Source organism: Luteibacter aegosomatis (genome assembly GCF_023078455.1).
GTDB classification, from domain to species: Bacteria; Pseudomonadota; Gammaproteobacteria; order Xanthomonadales; family Rhodanobacteraceae; genus Luteibacter; species Luteibacter aegosomatis.
Window position 1 is genome coordinate 1018106 of the sequence record NZ_CP095740.1, and the last position, 15120, is coordinate 1033225.

The window sequence follows — 15120 nt, forward strand, 5'->3', positions numbered from 1 at the left end:
GCGGCCACCCCCGCCATCAGGACACCCCACATGAAGATCATCGAAGGCGATTTCGCCACTCCCAAGGGCCGTTTCGCCATCGTCGCCGGCCGTTTCAACGCGTTCGTCGTCGAACCGCTGGTGGATGGCGCGCGCGACGCGCTCGTGCGCCACGGCGTGAAGGACGACGCGATCGACCTCATCCGCGTGCCCGGCGCCTGGGAAATCGCGCAGGCGGCCTACAAGGTCGCCGCGTCGGGCAAGTACGCCGCCGTGATCGGCCTGGGCGCCGTGATCCGCGGTTCCACGCCGCACTTCGACTACGTGGCCGGCGAAGCCGCCAAGGGCCTGGGCCAGGCCGCCTACGCCTCCGGCGTGCCGGTGTGCTTCGGCGTGCTCACCACCGACAGCATCGAGCAGGCCATCGAGCGCGCGGGCACCAAGGCGGGCAACAAGGGCGCCGACGCGGCGATGGTCGCGATCGAGATGACCAACCTCTACGCGAAGCTCGGCCAATGACCAACGTCCCCCCGCACGGCATCGACCTCCAGGCCCGTTCGCGCGCACGCCGTCGCGCGCTCCAGGCGCTCTATGCCTGGCAGGTGGGCGGTTCGAAGATGGGCAGCGTCATCGCGCAGTTCCGTCACGAGCAGGACATGGAAGTGGCCGACCTCGAATACTTCGAAGACATCCTGCGCGGCGTGGAGCAGCACGTGGCGGAACTCGACGAAGGCATCAAGCCCTTCGTCGACCGCGAAGTGGGCCAGATCGATCCCATCGAGCGCGCCGCGCTGCGCATGGGCGCGTATGAGCTGAAATATCGGCCCGACGTGCCCTACCGCGTGGTGATCAACGAAGCGGTGGAAGCCACCAAGCGCTTCGGGGCCGACCATGGCCACAGCTATGTGAACGGCGTGCTGGACAAACTCGCGACGCACTGGCGTACGGCCGAAAAGCGATCCTGATGCTCCACCCCTGAGGGAGCACGCATGGAATTCGACCTGATCGAACGCATCCGCCGGCACACCGACGTCAACCGCGACGACGTGGCGACCGGCATCGGCGACGACGCGGCCGTCGTCGCCGTCCCGGCCGGTCGTGAACTCGCGATCGCCGTGGACACCCTCGTGGAAGGGGTGCACTTTCCCGTGGGTACGGCGCCCGCTGACATCGGCTGGAAAGCCCTCGCCGTCAATCTTTCCGACCTGGCCGCGATGGGCGCGACCCCCGCATGGGCCTTGCTCGCGCTCACGCTGCCCACCTCCGACGAAGCCTTCGTCGACGGGCTGGCGCGGGGCTTCGCCGAACTCGCCACGCCGTATCGTCTCGCCCTGATCGGCGGCGACACCACGCGCGGTCCGCTCACGGTCACCGTCGCCGTGCATGGGTTCACCGCGCCCGGCGAAGCCCTGCTGCGCTCCGGCGCGCGCGTGGGCGACGTCGTGATGGTCACCGGCACGCTGGGCGACGCCGCCGCGGGTCTGCGCTGCCTCGCCGAAGCGGACGCGTCGCCCTATGTCGCGCTCGTCGAACGGCTCAACCGGCCCACGCCGCGCGTGAGCGCGGGCCAGGCGCTGCGTGGCATCGCCACGGCCTGCATCGACGTCTCCGACGGCCTGGTCGCCGACCTCGGCCACCTCTGCGCGCGGAGCGGCGTGGGTGCCGAGATCGACGTCGCGATGTTGCCGCGCTCGTCGGCCATGCTCGCCCATTTCCACGATGCCGACGCCATCGATTTCGCCCTGGGCGGCGGCGACGACTACGAGTTGTGCTTTACCGTGCCCGCCGATCGCGCGAACGAGGTGGCCGCCGATCTCGCCCGCATCGGTGGCGGTGCCACGCGGATCGGCCGCGTGGTGGAGGGTGCGGGCGTGCACGTGATCGATGCGTCGGGTCAGGCGGTCGCCCCGGTGCGCGCCGGCTGGAACCACTTCGCCGCATGAGTACCAAATACGTTCTCGACGCGGCGGACCGCCGCCGGCTGCTCGCTTCGCCGGCGGGATGGATCGCCTGCGGGTTCGGCTCGGGCCTGGTGCCGAAGGCCCAGGGCACGGCCGGCTCGCTCGCCGCGCTGGTGCCGTGGCTCCTGCTGCGCGGCCTGCCGCTGTCGGTATGGCTGTCGATCATCGTGCTGTCGTTCGCGCTGGGCGTGTGGGCGTGCGATGTCGCCGGTCGACGGATCGGCGTGGACGACCATCGCAGCCTCGTCTGGGACGAATTCGTGGGCCAGTGGGTGGCGTTGCTGCCCGCGCTGTGGGCCCCTTGGTGGGCCGTCATCCCGGGTTTCGTGCTGTTCCGTCTCTTCGACGTGGCCAAGCCACCGCCGATCGGCTGGTTCGACCGCCGGGTGAAGGGCGGCCTGGGTGTGATGCTCGACGACCTCATCGCCGGTATCTTCGCCGCGGTGGTGCTTCGCATCGTGCTGTCCTTCGTCTGAGGAAACCGCCATGGAATACCGTCGCCTGGGCTCCACCGGCCTGAAGCTGTCCGCGCTGTCGTACGGCGCCTGGGTCACCTTCGGCCGGCAGGTGGGGCGTTCGGATGCGCGCGAGCTGATCGCGCTGGCCTACGATCACGGCGTGAACTTCTTCGACAACGCCGAAACGTATAACGCCGGTGACGCCGAGCGGCTGATGGGTGACGTGATCGCCGACCTGCGCCTGCCCCGCGACGCGTATTGCGTGTCGAGCAAGGTGTATTTCGGCGCGACCGCGGATCCCAGGCCCACCCAGAAAGGCCTGTCGCGCAAGCACGTGTTCGATGCCTGCCACCAGGCCTTGCAGCGTTTGCGGGTGGATTACCTCGACCTCTACTTCTGCCACCGTCCCGATCCGGATACGCCCGTGCTGGAGACGGTGTGGGCGATGGACACGCTGGTGCGCCAGGGCAAGGTGCTCTACTGGGGCACCAGCGAATGGCCGGCCGAGCGCATCGACGAGGCGCATCGCGTGGCGCGCGAGCACGGACTCGTGCCGCCCTCGATGGAGCAGCCGCAGTACAACCTGCTGCATCGCGATCGCGTGGAGCGGGAATACGTGCCGCTGTATGCCGACCACGGCATGGGCACCACGATCTGGTCGCCGCTGGCGTCCGGGCGGTTGACCGGCAAATACAACGATGGCGTGCCGGCGGATTCGCGTCTGGGACATCCGGATTACGCGTGGTTGCGCGATCAGCTGCTCGGCGACGAAGCGGCGTCGAAGAAAATCCGCGCGCTGGCGGCGGTCGCCGACGACCTGGGTATTCCGATGGCTCGGATGGCGCTCGCCTGGTGCCTGAAGAATCCGAATGTGTCCACGGTGATTCTCGGGGCGAGCAAGACGCATCAGTTGGAAGAGAACCTGATGGCGCTGGACGCCGTGCCCTTGCTCGACGATGCCGTCATGGCACGCATCGAAGCCGCGCTCTGACCAGTTCGCCGATGCGATCGGCTCCTACCCCTTCGGTAGCCGGGTGATCGAAGACTGGCAGCCGAACAGGCCAGGTCTACCGATATCCCGCTACCCAAGGGGTGGGAGCCGATCGCATCGGCGAACCCGAGCGAAGCGAAGCATCAAACGTCGCCGTACAACGCCTGCAACGCCGCGATCGCCGCCAACCCCGCCGTCTCGGTACGCAAGATGCGCGGCCCCAGCCGCAGCCCGGTAAAGCCCGCGCTCGCCAGCGCCGCCCGGTCGCGCTCCCCGAAGCCGCCCTCGGGCCCGATCGCCAGCACCGCGGCGTCGCGCAGCCCCAGCTCCGCCGGCCGCTTCGTCCCTTCGGGCAGCAACGCCAACCGCATCGGTCCACCGTCACCGAGCGACGACAGCCACGCCGCCAACGGCACCGCGGGCTCGATCACCGGCACCCGCGCCCGCCCCGACTGCTCGCACGCGCTCGACGCCACCGCCCGCCAGTGCGCCAGGCGTTTTTCGGCACGCGCCGCATCCAGTTTCACTTCCGAACGCTCGGTGACCAGCGGCACGATGCGCGCGACACCCAGCTCGGTGGCCTTCTGCACGATCAGGTCCATCTTTTCGCCGCGTGCCACGCCCTGGGCCAGCGTGAGCGACAGCGGCGATTCGTTGTCGAGGACGCGGCCGTCGCCGACCGTCGCGCGCACTTCGCGCTTGCCGACGGCGCTCAGCACCGCGTCGTACTCCATGCCGTCGTCGCCGGCGAACAGCACCACGGGCGCACCCACGTCCAGGCGCAACACGCGCGCCACGTGTTCGCCGGCCTGGGCGGGAAGGGTGATGTCGGCACCGCTCGCCAGCGGCATGTCGGCGTGGATTCGGATGGTTCGCATGGTGCGCATTGTAGCCAGCCGCGGGCCGGGCTATCGTCGCCGGGGTCACGAAGGAGCCCGATATGCCGATCGTCTGGTACTTCGATTTCGTCTCGCCGTTCTGCTGGCTGCAATGGCCGGCCATCCGCCGCCTGGCGCAGGAGCGCGAGGTGACGCTGCGGCCCATGCTGTTCGGGGCCCTGCTCAAGCAGATGGATCAGCGCGGCCCCGCCGAGATCCCGCGCAAACGCGAATTCACCTATCGCCATGCGCTATGGCGGGCACGGCGGAGGGGCATGCCGCTGAAATTCCCGCCCTCCCACCCGTTCAATCCCCTGCCGGCGCTGCGCCTGTGCGTGGCGGCGGGTGCGAGCGTGGAAACGGTGGGCAGCCTCTTCGAGTGGCTATGGGTTCATGGCCGCGCGGGCGACAGCCTCGAGGCGCTGGCGCCGCTGGCCACCTCGCTGGGCATCGACGACATGCGGGCCGCGCTGTCGTCGCCGGAGGTGAAGGCGACGCTCCAGGCCAACTTCGAGGAGGCCATGCGCCACGGGGTGTATGGCGTGCCCACGCTGGCCATCGGCGGCGAGCTGTTCTGGGGCGAGGACGCGCACGATTTCGCGATGGATTACCTGCGCGATCCGGGACTGTTCGCCGACGGCGAAATGGCCCGTCTCGGCGAACTCCCCGTCGGCCTGTCGCGCGTCTAGGCCACCGCCTTTTCGATGCCCGCGATGGCCGTGTCGACCATGAAATCGATCTCGTCGGGCGTGATCACATAGGGCGGCATGAAGTAGACGACGTTGCCCAGCGGCCGCAACAGCGCGCCGTGTTCCAGGCCATGCCGGTAGACGCGAAGACCGCGCCGGTCGCCGGACGGGAAGGGCGCGCGCGAGGCCTTGTCGGCCACCAGTTCGACGGCGGCGATCATGCCGGTCTGGCGCACGTGACCCACATGCGGGTGGTCGGCCAGGGGGGCGATGCGGCGCGCGAGGTGGGCGGCCAGCTCGCGGTTGCGTTCCAGCACCGGATCGTCGCGGAAGATCTTCAGCGTGGCGGTGGCCGCGCGGCAGGCGAGCGGGTTGCCGGTGTAGCTGTGCGAATGCAGGAAAGCCTTGCCGGCCGCGTATTCCGCGTAGAAGGCCTGGTAGACGTCGTGCGTGGTGACCACCGCCGACAACGGCAGGAAGCCGCCGGTAAGTCCTTTCGACAGGCACATGAAGTCGGGCGAGATGCCCGCCTGCTCGCAGGCGAACAACGTGCCGGTGCGGCCGAACCCCACGGCGATCTCGTCGGCGATCAGGTGCACGTGGAACTCGTCGCATAGCGCGCGCAGGCCGGCGAGGTACGAGGCGTCGTACATGCGCATGCCGCCCGCGCATTGCACCAGCGGTTCGACGATGACGGCGCAGGTCTCGTGCGCATGACGCTCCAGCAGCGAACGCATCTCGCCCAGGCGGCGCGTGGCGATCTCCCGCGGCGTTTCGCCCGGCTCGCCCTCGAAGGTATCGGGCGAGGGCGCGAGTTCCGGCGTGAGCAGTAGCGGCGCATACGTGGTGCGGTAGAGCGCCACGTCGCTCACCGAGAGCGCGCCCAGCGTTTCGCCGTGATAGCTGCCGGTCAGCGCGATGAAGCGCGTTTTCTCGCCGTGGCCGCGATTGAGCCAGTAATGGAAGCTCATCTTCAGCGCCACCTCGACGGCGGCCGAACCGTTGTCGGCGAGGAACACGCGATCCAGGCCCGCCGGCGTGATCCGCACCAGTTCCTCGGCCAGCTCCACCGCCGGCTCGTGGGTGAATCCCGCGAAGATCACGTGTTCCAGGCGGTCGAGCTGGTCTTTCAGCGCGGCGCCGATGCGCGGTTCGGCGTGGCCGAAGAGGTTGGTCCACCAGGAACTCACGGCGTCGAGGTAGCGTTTGCCGTCGGTGCCGACCAGCCATGCCCCTTCGCCCCGCAGGACGGGTACCATCGGTAGGGTTTCGTGGTCGTGCATCTGGGTGCAAGGGTGCCAGAGCACGGAAAGATCGCGCGCTGCCAGCGCGCCGGGCCGCGGGGCGGCGAAAAGGGTGTCGTTCATCCGCCCCATGATCCGCCTTGCATGGCCTGCTCTCAAGTGAGGTGCCTGTTGAAGTGGTTCCGTCGGATCGCCGTTGCGATCGTGCTGCTGGCGCTGTGTGCCGGCGTGTTCTACTGGTTCCTGCCCGCGCGGCTGGCCGCATCGTTCATCGAGCAGCGCGCGCGCGGGCTCACGCTCGACGGCGTCTCGGGCACCGCGTGGGACGGCCATGCGGCGCGAGTGGTCTCGGCCGGCGGCCATGACCTGGGCGCGCTCGATTGGACCCTGGGTCGCGACGCCATCCTCGGTCGCATCCACCTGGGCCTCCATCTGGAAGGGACCTCAGGACGTGTGGACGCCCATATCGACCGCACGGAACCGGATCGCACCCTCCTGAGCGGCATCGATTTCCGTCTCGACGCCGCCGCCCTGGCCGGCCCGGCCCTGCCGCGCGAACTGGTGCCCCGTGGCACGGTGGAAGGCCGAGTGCCCCGCGCGGAATTGCAGGGCAACTGGCCCATGGAACTCGACGCCGAGGTGCGCTGGCTGCGGGCGGCGGTCAGGACGCCGGAGGGCTACGTCGACCTGGGCGGCATCGCGCTCGAAGCGCAAAGCCGCGCGGGAGTACTCCGGGGGCGCCTGGCCGACGACGGCGACGGAGCGCTCGGCGTCGATGCGGCCCTGGCCGGTTCGCCGTTGGGCTGGCGCCTGGCGGGCAAGCTCGCGCCACGCATCCAGGACACCGCACTGACCCATCTCATCGCCCGCTTCGGCCCCGTGGGCCGCGACGGTAACGTCATCCTCGACCGCAAGGCCGGCCTCGCGCCCGCGACCACGCCATGACCGACATCCTCGACAAGGCCCTCGCGGCCGCCCGCGACGCCGCCGGAGCGGCGGCCGAAATCATCCTCCACTACTGGCGCACGGGCGTCGGCGTGGACCTCAAGGGCGACGATACGCCCGTCACGGCCGCCGACCGCGAGGCGGAGGTGGCCATTCGCGGCATCCTCGCCGCGGCGCTGCCCGAAGCGGGTATCTATGGCGAGGAATACGGTGCCGACGACACCTCGCGCGAATGGCTCTGGCTGGTCGATCCGCTCGACGGCACCAAGAGCTTCGTGCGCCGCACGCCGTTCTTCTCCACGCAGATCGCCCTCATGCATCGCGGCGAACTGGTGCTGGGGGTGTCCTCGGCACCCGTCTACGGCGAGCGCATGTGGGCCGTGCGCGGCCGCGGCGCCTTTCTCGACGGCGAGCCGGTACGCGTCGCCGCCACGCAGCGGATGGCCGAGGCCTCGATCTCCACCGGCAACGTGAAGACGCTCACCGGCGACGCGCGCTGGGATGCGCTCGGCGCGATGATCCGCGACAGCAACCGGATCAGGGGCTATGGCGATTTCTGCCACTACCACCTCCTCGCGCGCGGCGGCCTCGACCTGGTGATCGAATCGGACGTGAACATCCTCGACGTGGCAGCACTGGCCGTGATCGTGCGCGAAGCCGGCGGCGTCTTCACCGACCTCGACGGCGCCGCCCCCACCCTCGAGACGAGAAGCGTGCTGGCGGGCACGCCGACCCTCCATGCCGCGGCGCTCGCCCGCCTGCGGGACGCTACAATCGACCGATGAACAAGCGCCCCACGATCCTCGCCACGCGCGACGCGCCCGACAGCTACCTCCGCCGCGCGGAGGAGGTCGACCTCGAATTTTCCAACGGCGAGCGCCGCACCTACCAGCGACTGAAGGGCGGCGGTCATGGCGCGGTGCTCATCGTCGCCATGCACGATGCCGACACCGTGCTGCTGGTGCGCGAGTACGGCGTCGGCGTCGACCGTTACGAACTGGGCGTGCCCAAGGGGCGGCTGGATCGCGACGAGACGGTGGAGCAGGGCGCCGACCGCGAGCTGAAGGAAGAGGTCGGCTTCGGCGCGCGCAAGCTCACCATCCTGGGGACGCTGTCGCTGTCGCCGTCGTACATGACCCACATGGCCCACGTGGTGCTTGCCGAAGACCTCTACCCCGAGCGCCTGCAGGGCGACGAACCCGAAGAACTCGAAGTGGTGCCCTGGCGCATGAAAGACCTGCACACGCTGATCGCGCGCGACGACGTGACCGAGGGGCGCTCCATCGCCGCGTTGTTCATGGCCCGCGAATACCTCGCCGGGCGGTACCGTCCGGCATGAGCGCCGTCGATCCCGCCCATTACCTCGACGACCTGCGTGCCATCGCGCGCCGCGCGGCCGATGCCATCCTCGATGTCTACGCGCAGGATTTCGAGGTGGTCTGCAAGCCCGACGATTCCCCCGTCACCGCCGCCGACCTTGCCGCGCAGCGCGTCATCACCGAAGGACTGGCCGCCATCGCGCCCAACGTGCCGGTGATTTCCGAGGAGGCCACGGCGGCCTCGTGGGCCGAAAGACGCACGTGGCGTCGCCACTGGCTGGTGGATCCGCTCGACGGCACGCGCGAGTTCATCAAGCGCAACGGCGAGTTCACCGTGAACATCGCCCTCATCGAGAACCACCGTCCCGTGCTCGGCGTGGTGCTCGCGCCGGTGGGCGGCGACGCGTACTACGCCGCGAGTGGCCTCGGCGCGTGGCGGCAGGCCACGCCGGATGCCGAGCCGGTGCGCATCCGTTCGCGCGTCGCGGGCGAGACGCTGCGCGTCACCGGCAGCCACTGGAGCGGCGGCATGGCGGCCACGCTGCTCGATCGCCTCGGTCCGCACGATCGCGTGCCGCTGGGTTCGTCGCTCAAGTTCTGCGTGATCGCGCGCGGCGACGCCGACCTCTACCTGCGCCTGGGCGCCACCTCGGAATGGGATACGGCGGCGGCGCAGTGCGTGCTGGAAGAAGCCGGCGGCGCGGTGCTCGACCTCGCCGGGCGACCCTTCCGTTACAACACCCGCGATTCGCTCATCAATCCCGAGTTCATCGCCTGCGGCGACACCGAGGTCGACTGGGCGGCACGTCTCATCGATCCGGACGACAACGCATGACACGCCCCGTCGACGACCTGCTCGCGATCATGGCCCGCCTGCGCGATCCGGAAAACGGTTGCCCCTGGGACCTGAAGCAGGATTTTTCCACCATCGCGCCGTACACCATCGAGGAAGCCTACGAGGTGGCCGACGCGATCGATCGCGGCGACATGCACGACCTGCGCGACGAGCTGGGCGACCTGCTGTTGCAGGTGGTGTTCCATTCACGCATGGCGGAAGAAGCCGGCCACTTCGCGTTCGGCGACGTGGTGGATGCCATCTGCGACAAAATGCTGCGCCGTCATCCGCACGTGTTCGGCGATGTCACGCATGAGAGCGACGCGGCGCGTTCGCGCGACTGGGATCGCCTGAAGGCGGAGGAGCGTGCGGCGAAGGGTGGCGACGACACGAGCGCGCTGGCCGGCATCTCGCGTGGATTGCCCGAATGGCAGCGCGCGGTGAAATTGCAGAAGCGCGCGGCGAATACGGGTTTCGATTGGCCCGACCATCGTCCGGTACTCGACAAGCTCGCCGAAGAACTCGACGAGGTGCGCCACGAGTTCGACCACGGCGCCGACGAAGAGCGACTCGCGGACGAGATCGGCGACGTACTGTTCGTGGCGGCGAATCTCGCGCGGCACGCGAAGGTGGACGTATCGCGTGCGTTGCGCGGAGCGAACGCGAAGTTCGAGCGGCGGTTCCGGGCGATGGAGGCATTGGCGGCCGGTGAAGGCCGCACGCTGTCGTCGTATTCGCTCGAGGAGCAGGAAGGGCTCTGGGCTCGCGTGAAGCGCGAGGCATCGTGATTCGCCGATACGATCGGCTCCCACCCCTTCGGTAGGACGGCTCTCGAAAAGGTGCTGCCGATGGTTCCCACCCCTTCGGCAGGAGGGATTTCTTGAAGGGGTGCTACCGAAGGGGTGGGAGCGGATCGTATCCGCGAACGGGGCTAGCCGATTACTTCGAATCCACCGGCTTGGCCGCGGCGCGCTGCTGCATGCGCGACTTGAACGCTTCCATCGCCTCGTGGCGCTTCTGGTCCTGCGCGAGGCTCTCGTCGAGGCTCTTGCGCATCGTCGCGATCGCGGCGTCGGTGTCCTTCGGCTGCAACTGCGCGCGGGCGAGGTGACGGTAGGCGTATTCGCGCACCATCGGGTTCTGCGACTTGGCGAGCACTTCGTTGTAGAGCGCCGGCAGTTCCTTCTGACGGCCGGACATGACGTACAGGCGCTCCAGGCCGCGGAGGTCGCCGATCACGCCCGAGCGGGCCATGCCGCCGCGATCGTGGTGGCCCCAGCCATGATGGCCGCGTTCGCCGCCCTGGCCCCACGCATGGTCCTGGCCGGGCTGGGCATGGGGAGCGGCCTTGGCGGCCGGGGCCGGGGGGGCGGCATCCTGCGCGTACGCGAAGGCGGCCGAACCGGCGAGGAGGAGGGAGGCGACGGTGGCGATGAGGGTCTTGCGCTGCATGGATGGTCTCCGACGGAGGAAAGGACTTGCACGGGGAAAAACGTGCCGTGCGGGCGCCGGTTGACCGCTGCGTTGCCTTGCGCTCAGTTTCGCGTGAAATCGCCGTTTGCAACCTTTTGCGGCGCGGCGGCATCCATCACCGGAACACCCATTCACCGGAGGAACCACCCATGCGCCACCTGATCCTCGCCGCCGTGCTGCTGATGCCCGCCGTGGCCCTGGCCTACGACGAACCGCAATGCCGATTCGGCGCAGACCGTCACCTCGATCTCGACATGGGTGGCGTACACCGCGTGCGCTTCGTGGTGAACTCCCATGACCTCCAGGTCGACGGCAGCGGAAGCGGCAAGTCCACCGTCGACGGCCGGGCCTGCGCCTCCAGCCAGGACATCGTCGACAGCCTGGTGGTCGAACAGGAAAAGGAAGGCGACACGCTCGTGGTGGAGCTGAAGGACAAACGCCATGGCTGGTCGGGTTTCGGCAACAGCTACGCCTACCTCAAGGTCAAGGCGAGCATACCCGGCAACCTGCCCGTGGTCGTGGAGGGTGGCTCGGGCGATGTCGAAGTACGCCACGTGGCCTCCCTGCGGGCGTCGGCGGGTTCGGGCGACGTCGAAGCGAACGACGTGCGTGGCGAGGTGCAGGCCAACGTGGGCTCGGGCGACCTCAAGCTCAGCCACACGGGGCCGGTGGAGGTGAGTTCCGTCGGTTCGGGCGACCTGACCGTGCGCGATGCGCGGGGCGTGCGGATCGGCACCGTCGGTTCGGGTGACGCCAAGCTGACCGATATCCAGGGCGACGTGAACGTGGGGACGGTGGGCTCCGGCGACCTCGTCGTGGACGGCGTCAAGGGCAATCTCACCGTGCGTTCCCATGGCAGCGGCGACATCGAGCACCACGACGTCAGCGGCAAGGTCGACGTGCCGCGCGACGACGATTGACCATGACGGTTCGACCACCTCGCCAACCGATATGATCCGTTCGTCCCGGACGGATCGAATCGAATGACCTGGTTGCCTGAATCGCTGCGAGCCTTGCGCCGCGATATGTTTTTCCTCGTGTTGCTCGGCGTGGCGGTCGCCTTCGCGATCGCCACGCCGTCGCGCGTCCCCTCGTGGCCGTCGCTGGTGGATTGGCCGACCATCGCCGCCCTATGCGGGTTGCTGTTGCTTACCAAGGCGGTGGAGGCCAGCGGCGCGCTCGACGTGGCCGGCCACTGGCTCATCGACCGCACCTCGACTCGCCGCGTGGCCGCGCTCGGCCTGGTGGCCGCCACCGCGCTGTCGTCGATGCTGCTCACCAACGACGTCTCGTTGTTCGTGATGGTGCCTCTCACCTTGAGCATGTGCCGCATCGCGCGCATGCCGGCGACGCGACTGGTCGTGTTCGAAGCCCTCGCGGTCAACGCCGGTTCGATGCTCACGCCCATCGGCAATCCGCAGAACCTGTTCCTCTGGCAGCAATGGGGCGTGGGTTTCGGCGGTTTCGTGTGGGCGATGCTGCCGCTGGCCGGACTGGCGCTGGTGGCGCTGCTTGCGGTCACCGCGTTCGCGTTTCCCGGCCAGGCGCTCGAAGTGCACGAGCGGGCATCGCATCGGGTGGATCGCGGGCTGCTCGTCGTGGCGGCGGTGCTCTACGTGCCGTTTCTCGTGCTGGCGGACCTGGGGCACGCCGCCTGGGCCCTCGCGGGCGTGCTCGCCACGTTCGTCGTGTTTCGCCGACGCATCGTGGCGGCGATCGATTGGGGGTTGCTGCTCACCTTCGTGCTGATGTTCATCGACCTGCGTTCGCTGGCCGCGCTCGACGTCGTGCGGTCGTTCCTGGGGTCGCTCGGGCTGGCGCAGGCGTCGCACCTCTATGCGACGGGTGCGCTGGCCTCGCAGGTGGTGAGCAACGTACCGGCGGCGATCCTGCTGGCGGAGTATTCGCACGATTGGCGCACGCTGGCGTGGGCCGTGAACGTGGGCGGGTTCGGTTTCGTGCTGGGATCGCTGGCCAACCTGATCGCATTGCGGCTGCTCGGCGAGAAGAAGGCCTGGGCCAGCTTCCATGCGTGGTCGGTGCCGTTCTTCGTGGCGGTCGGCTTGCTGGGATGGTGGTTGCTCTAAGCGCCCATCGCGGACAGCGTCCGCTCCCACCCTCCGGTCGCAACCTTCCTGGCAAAGGTTTTTCACCTCCGTCAGCGGTCTTCCTACCGAAGGGTGGGAGCGGACCCTGTCCGCGATAGGCCTCAGGCCTTGCGCGTACCCGCGGCGCCGGTGTTGCTGTTGCCCTTGTCGTGCTTCTTGATGAAGTCGCGCACGTCGGGATACACCACCTCGCGCCAGCGGCGTCCGCTGAAGATGCCGTAATGACCGGCCCCGGCCACGGTGATGTGCTGCTTGCGCTTCTTCGCGATGCCCTTGCACAGGCCATGCGCCGCTTCGGTCTGCCCGGGCCCGGAAATGTCGTCGAGCTCGCCTTCGATGGTGAGCAGCGCGGTGTCCTTGATGGCGGCGGGCTTCACCCGCTCGCCGTTCACGTCCCACGTGCCCTTCGGCAGGCGGTGTTCCTGGAACACCGTTTCGATGGTGTCGAGGTAGTACTCGGCCGGCATGTCGAGCACGGCGTTGTATTCGTCGTAGAACTTGCGGTGCGCCTCGGCGTCGTCGAGATCGCCCTTGCGCAGGTTTTCGTAGAAGTCCCAATGCGACATCACATGGCGGCTGGGATTCATCGCGATGAAGCCGGCATGCTGGAGGAAGCCCGGATACACGTCACGGCCGGCGCCCGGATATTGGTAGGGCACCTTGTGGATGAGCTGGCTGCGGAACCACGACAGCGGCCGCGTGGTGGCGAGGTTGTCGACGCTGGTGGGGCTCTTGCGCGTGTCGATGGGGCCGCCCATGAGGGTGAGCGTGGCGGGCGTGGCCTCGCCACGCGCCGCCATCAGCGACACGGCCGCGAGCACCGGCACGGTGGGCTGGCACACCGACACCACGTGCGCGCGATGCACGCCGACGTGGCGGATGAATTCCTCGATGTACGACACGTAGTCGGCCAGCGAGAAGGAGCCTTCGCTCGCCGGGATCATGCGCGCGTCGACCCAGTCGGTGATGTACACCTTGTGGTCGCGCAGCAGGGTGCGCACCGTATCGCGCAGCAACGTGGAATGGTGGCCGGACAGCGGCGCCACCACGAGCACGGCCGGGTCGTGCTTCATCCGGTCGACCGTGGCCTGGTCGTCGGAGAACCGCTTGAAGCGCTTGAGCGTGCAGAACGGCTTGCTCATCGCCACCTGTTCGACGATGGCCACGTCGTGGCCATGCGCGTGCACGCTGTGGATGCCGAACTCGGGCTTCTCGTAGGCCTTGCCCAGGCGGTACATCAGCTCGTAACCGGCCGCGGCGCGGTCGGCCCCCGGCATGCGGGCGAAGGGGCTGGCGGCGTCGCCGAACATCTTCGCGCTCGCCTCGGCCCAATAGGTGAGCGGGCTGAGCATCGAGCGTTGCCATTCGTGCATGAGGTAGAGCATGCAGGTTCCGGGGGGCGGGGAAGGTGGCGCATCATAACCAGTTGCGCCGCGTCATGTGTAAAGCCGCTGTTTTTGCTCGATTTAAATGGATGCCTTGCGGCATACCAGCAGGACTTCGTCAACCCCGGGGGCGGGGTCGAAGCCGGGTTCGAAGCTAAGCGGCTTCTGGAAACGCACGCCCAGCGGCATGAATACGCGGTTGTACCACCACATGGCGCGGGCGCGCTGATGGGTGAGGTACCACTGGCCCAGGTCGAGCAATTTCGACGACTTCGGCTGCATGCCGTAGACGGCGCTGCGCTCGATGGCGAAGCCATGGCGGGCCAGCAGGGCGCGAATGGCCTCGGGCTCGTAGCGGCGGTAGTGGCCCACGAAGTCGTCGAACGCCGTCCACGCCTCGGGGTGCAGGGGGATCGAAAGGAGCAGGCTGGCCCCGGGTTCGGCCACGCGGGCCAGCTCGGCCAGGGCACCTTCGTCGTCGACCACGTGTTCGAGGATGTCGAAGGCGCAGACGAAGTCGAAGCTGGCGTCGCGGAACGGCAAGGCGCCGATCATGGCGTTGGCCACGCGGGCGCCGTGCCGTGCCAGTTCGGCGAGGGCGGGGCGGCTGAGGTCGGCGAACTGGGTGTCGGCCAGCGGCAGGCGGGGCCGCAGGCCCGGTGCGATTTCCAGGCGCCGCGAGGTGCGCGCCACGATCTCGGACACGAGCGGCCAGGTGTTGAACCGCTCGGGAGCGAAGAGCCGGGCCTCGGACCACAGAGCGTCGTAAAAGCGCTTGTTGCTGCCGATGAGATCGGCGTCGGTGCGACCCGAAGACGATCCCGGGGTGAACGATGCGAACGTCATGCGATACCC

The 15120-nt window shown here is 68.6% G+C and carries 18 protein-coding genes; 13 read left to right on the forward strand and 5 right to left on the reverse strand.

Annotated elements, in window-relative coordinates; all coding sequences use genetic code 11:
- The first annotated feature begins 30 nt into the window (after positions 1-30).
- Genes ribH through L2Y94_RS04525 form a run of 5 tightly spaced genes read left to right on the forward strand, consistent with a single transcriptional unit; the run spans position 31 to position 3389 of the window.
- The gene (gene ribH / locus L2Y94_RS04505) at positions 31-498 is read left to right on the forward strand and encodes a 6,7-dimethyl-8-ribityllumazine synthase (protein ID WP_247373373.1); all 468 of its coding nucleotides are present in this window, start codon (positions 31-33) and stop codon (positions 496-498) included.
- Positions 495-944 carry a transcription antitermination factor NusB gene (gene nusB, locus L2Y94_RS04510; protein WP_144914558.1) on the forward strand — a complete coding sequence of 150 codons (450 nt, stop codon included), beginning with the start codon at positions 495-497 and terminating at the stop codon, positions 942-944. Before ribH ends, nusB begins: the two co-directional genes overlap by 4 nt.
- Positions 945-968: 24 nt before the next feature.
- Positions 969-1922 (forward strand): thiamine-phosphate kinase, encoded by a 954-nt coding sequence (gene thiL / locus L2Y94_RS04515; protein WP_247373375.1) that lies wholly within the window; start codon positions 969-971, stop codon positions 1920-1922.
- Complete coding sequence (locus tag L2Y94_RS04520) at positions 1919-2416, forward strand: phosphatidylglycerophosphatase A family protein (protein WP_247373377.1); 498 nt, start codon at positions 1919-1921, stop codon at positions 2414-2416. Before thiL ends, L2Y94_RS04520 begins: the two co-directional genes overlap by 4 nt.
- Before the next feature lie 10 nt (positions 2417-2426).
- Positions 2427-3389: a potassium channel beta subunit family protein gene (locus L2Y94_RS04525; RefSeq protein WP_247373379.1), complete on the forward strand. Its 963-nt coding sequence runs from the start codon at positions 2427-2429 to the stop codon at positions 3387-3389.
- Positions 3390-3532: 143 nt separating this feature from the next.
- Here L2Y94_RS04525 and L2Y94_RS04530 read toward each other — a convergent pair whose 3' ends face one another.
- Complete coding sequence (locus L2Y94_RS04530) at positions 3533-4267, reverse strand: 16S rRNA (uracil(1498)-N(3))-methyltransferase (RefSeq protein ID WP_247373380.1); 735 nt, start codon at positions 4265-4267, stop codon at positions 3533-3535.
- A gap of 62 nt (positions 4268-4329) precedes the next feature.
- On the opposite strand from L2Y94_RS04530, the gene L2Y94_RS04535 reads away from it, so the two are divergent.
- Complete coding sequence (locus L2Y94_RS04535) at positions 4330-4956, forward strand: 2-hydroxychromene-2-carboxylate isomerase (protein WP_247373381.1); 627 nt, start codon at positions 4330-4332, stop codon at positions 4954-4956.
- On the opposite strand, the gene L2Y94_RS04540 is transcribed toward L2Y94_RS04535, so the two are convergent.
- The gene (locus L2Y94_RS04540) at positions 4953-6323 is read right to left on the reverse strand and encodes an adenosylmethionine--8-amino-7-oxononanoate transaminase (RefSeq protein WP_247373382.1); all 1371 of its coding nucleotides are present in this window, start codon (positions 6321-6323) and stop codon (positions 4953-4955) included. The two genes, L2Y94_RS04535 and L2Y94_RS04540, sit on opposite strands and share 4 nt — an antisense overlap.
- Before the next feature lie 48 nt (positions 6324-6371).
- Here L2Y94_RS04540 and gspN point away from each other — a divergent pair, with 48 nt between their 5' ends.
- The 5 genes from gspN to mazG are packed head-to-tail and all read left to right on the forward strand — an operon-like array spanning position 6372 to position 10087.
- Positions 6372-7145: a type II secretion system protein N gene (gspN, locus tag L2Y94_RS04545; protein WP_247373383.1), complete on the forward strand. Its 774-nt coding sequence runs from the start codon at positions 6372-6374 to the stop codon at positions 7143-7145.
- Complete coding sequence (locus L2Y94_RS04550; RefSeq protein ID WP_247373384.1) at positions 7142-7930, forward strand: inositol monophosphatase family protein; 789 nt, start codon at positions 7142-7144, stop codon at positions 7928-7930. Before gspN ends, L2Y94_RS04550 begins: the two co-directional genes overlap by 4 nt.
- On the forward strand, positions 7927-8484 hold the full coding sequence (nudE, locus tag L2Y94_RS04555) for an ADP compounds hydrolase NudE (protein ID WP_247373385.1): 558 nt from the start codon (positions 7927-7929) through the stop codon (positions 8482-8484). Before L2Y94_RS04550 ends, nudE begins: the two co-directional genes overlap by 4 nt.
- On the forward strand, positions 8481-9299 hold the full coding sequence (gene cysQ / locus L2Y94_RS04560; protein ID WP_247373386.1) for a 3'(2'),5'-bisphosphate nucleotidase CysQ: 819 nt from the start codon (positions 8481-8483) through the stop codon (positions 9297-9299). The genes nudE and cysQ overlap by 4 nt, the downstream gene beginning before the upstream one ends.
- The gene (gene mazG, locus L2Y94_RS04565; RefSeq protein ID WP_247373387.1) at positions 9296-10087 is read left to right on the forward strand and encodes a nucleoside triphosphate pyrophosphohydrolase; all 792 of its coding nucleotides are present in this window, start codon (positions 9296-9298) and stop codon (positions 10085-10087) included. Before cysQ ends, mazG begins: the two co-directional genes overlap by 4 nt.
- Positions 10088-10238: 151 nt before the next feature.
- Here the strand turns inward: mazG and L2Y94_RS04570 are convergent, their stop codons facing one another.
- The gene (locus tag L2Y94_RS04570) at positions 10239-10751 is read right to left on the reverse strand and encodes a globin family protein (protein WP_247373388.1); all 513 of its coding nucleotides are present in this window, start codon (positions 10749-10751) and stop codon (positions 10239-10241) included.
- 170 nt (positions 10752-10921) lie between these two features.
- Here L2Y94_RS04570 and L2Y94_RS04575 point away from each other — a divergent pair, with 170 nt between their 5' ends.
- Together L2Y94_RS04575 and L2Y94_RS04580 are read left to right on the forward strand one after the other, a co-directional pair.
- Positions 10922-11692 carry a DUF4097 family beta strand repeat-containing protein gene (locus L2Y94_RS04575; RefSeq protein ID WP_247373389.1) on the forward strand — a complete coding sequence of 257 codons (771 nt, stop codon included), beginning with the start codon at positions 10922-10924 and terminating at the stop codon, positions 11690-11692.
- A gap of 63 nt (positions 11693-11755) precedes the next feature.
- Positions 11756-12859, forward strand: a complete 1104-nt coding sequence (locus L2Y94_RS04580) for an SLC13 family permease (RefSeq protein ID WP_247373390.1) — start codon at positions 11756-11758, stop codon at positions 12857-12859.
- A 122-nt stretch (positions 12860-12981) separates the two neighbouring features.
- Here L2Y94_RS04580 and L2Y94_RS04585 read toward each other — a convergent pair whose 3' ends face one another.
- Both L2Y94_RS04585 and L2Y94_RS04590 read right to left on the reverse strand, forming a co-directional pair.
- On the reverse strand, positions 12982-14265 hold the full coding sequence (locus tag L2Y94_RS04585) for a polyhydroxyalkanoate depolymerase (protein ID WP_247373391.1): 1284 nt from the start codon (positions 14263-14265) through the stop codon (positions 12982-12984).
- An 81-nt stretch (positions 14266-14346) separates the two neighbouring features.
- Positions 14347-15111: a class I SAM-dependent methyltransferase gene (locus tag L2Y94_RS04590; RefSeq protein ID WP_247373392.1), complete on the reverse strand. Its 765-nt coding sequence runs from the start codon at positions 15109-15111 to the stop codon at positions 14347-14349.
- Positions 15112-15120 lie beyond the last annotated feature (9 nt).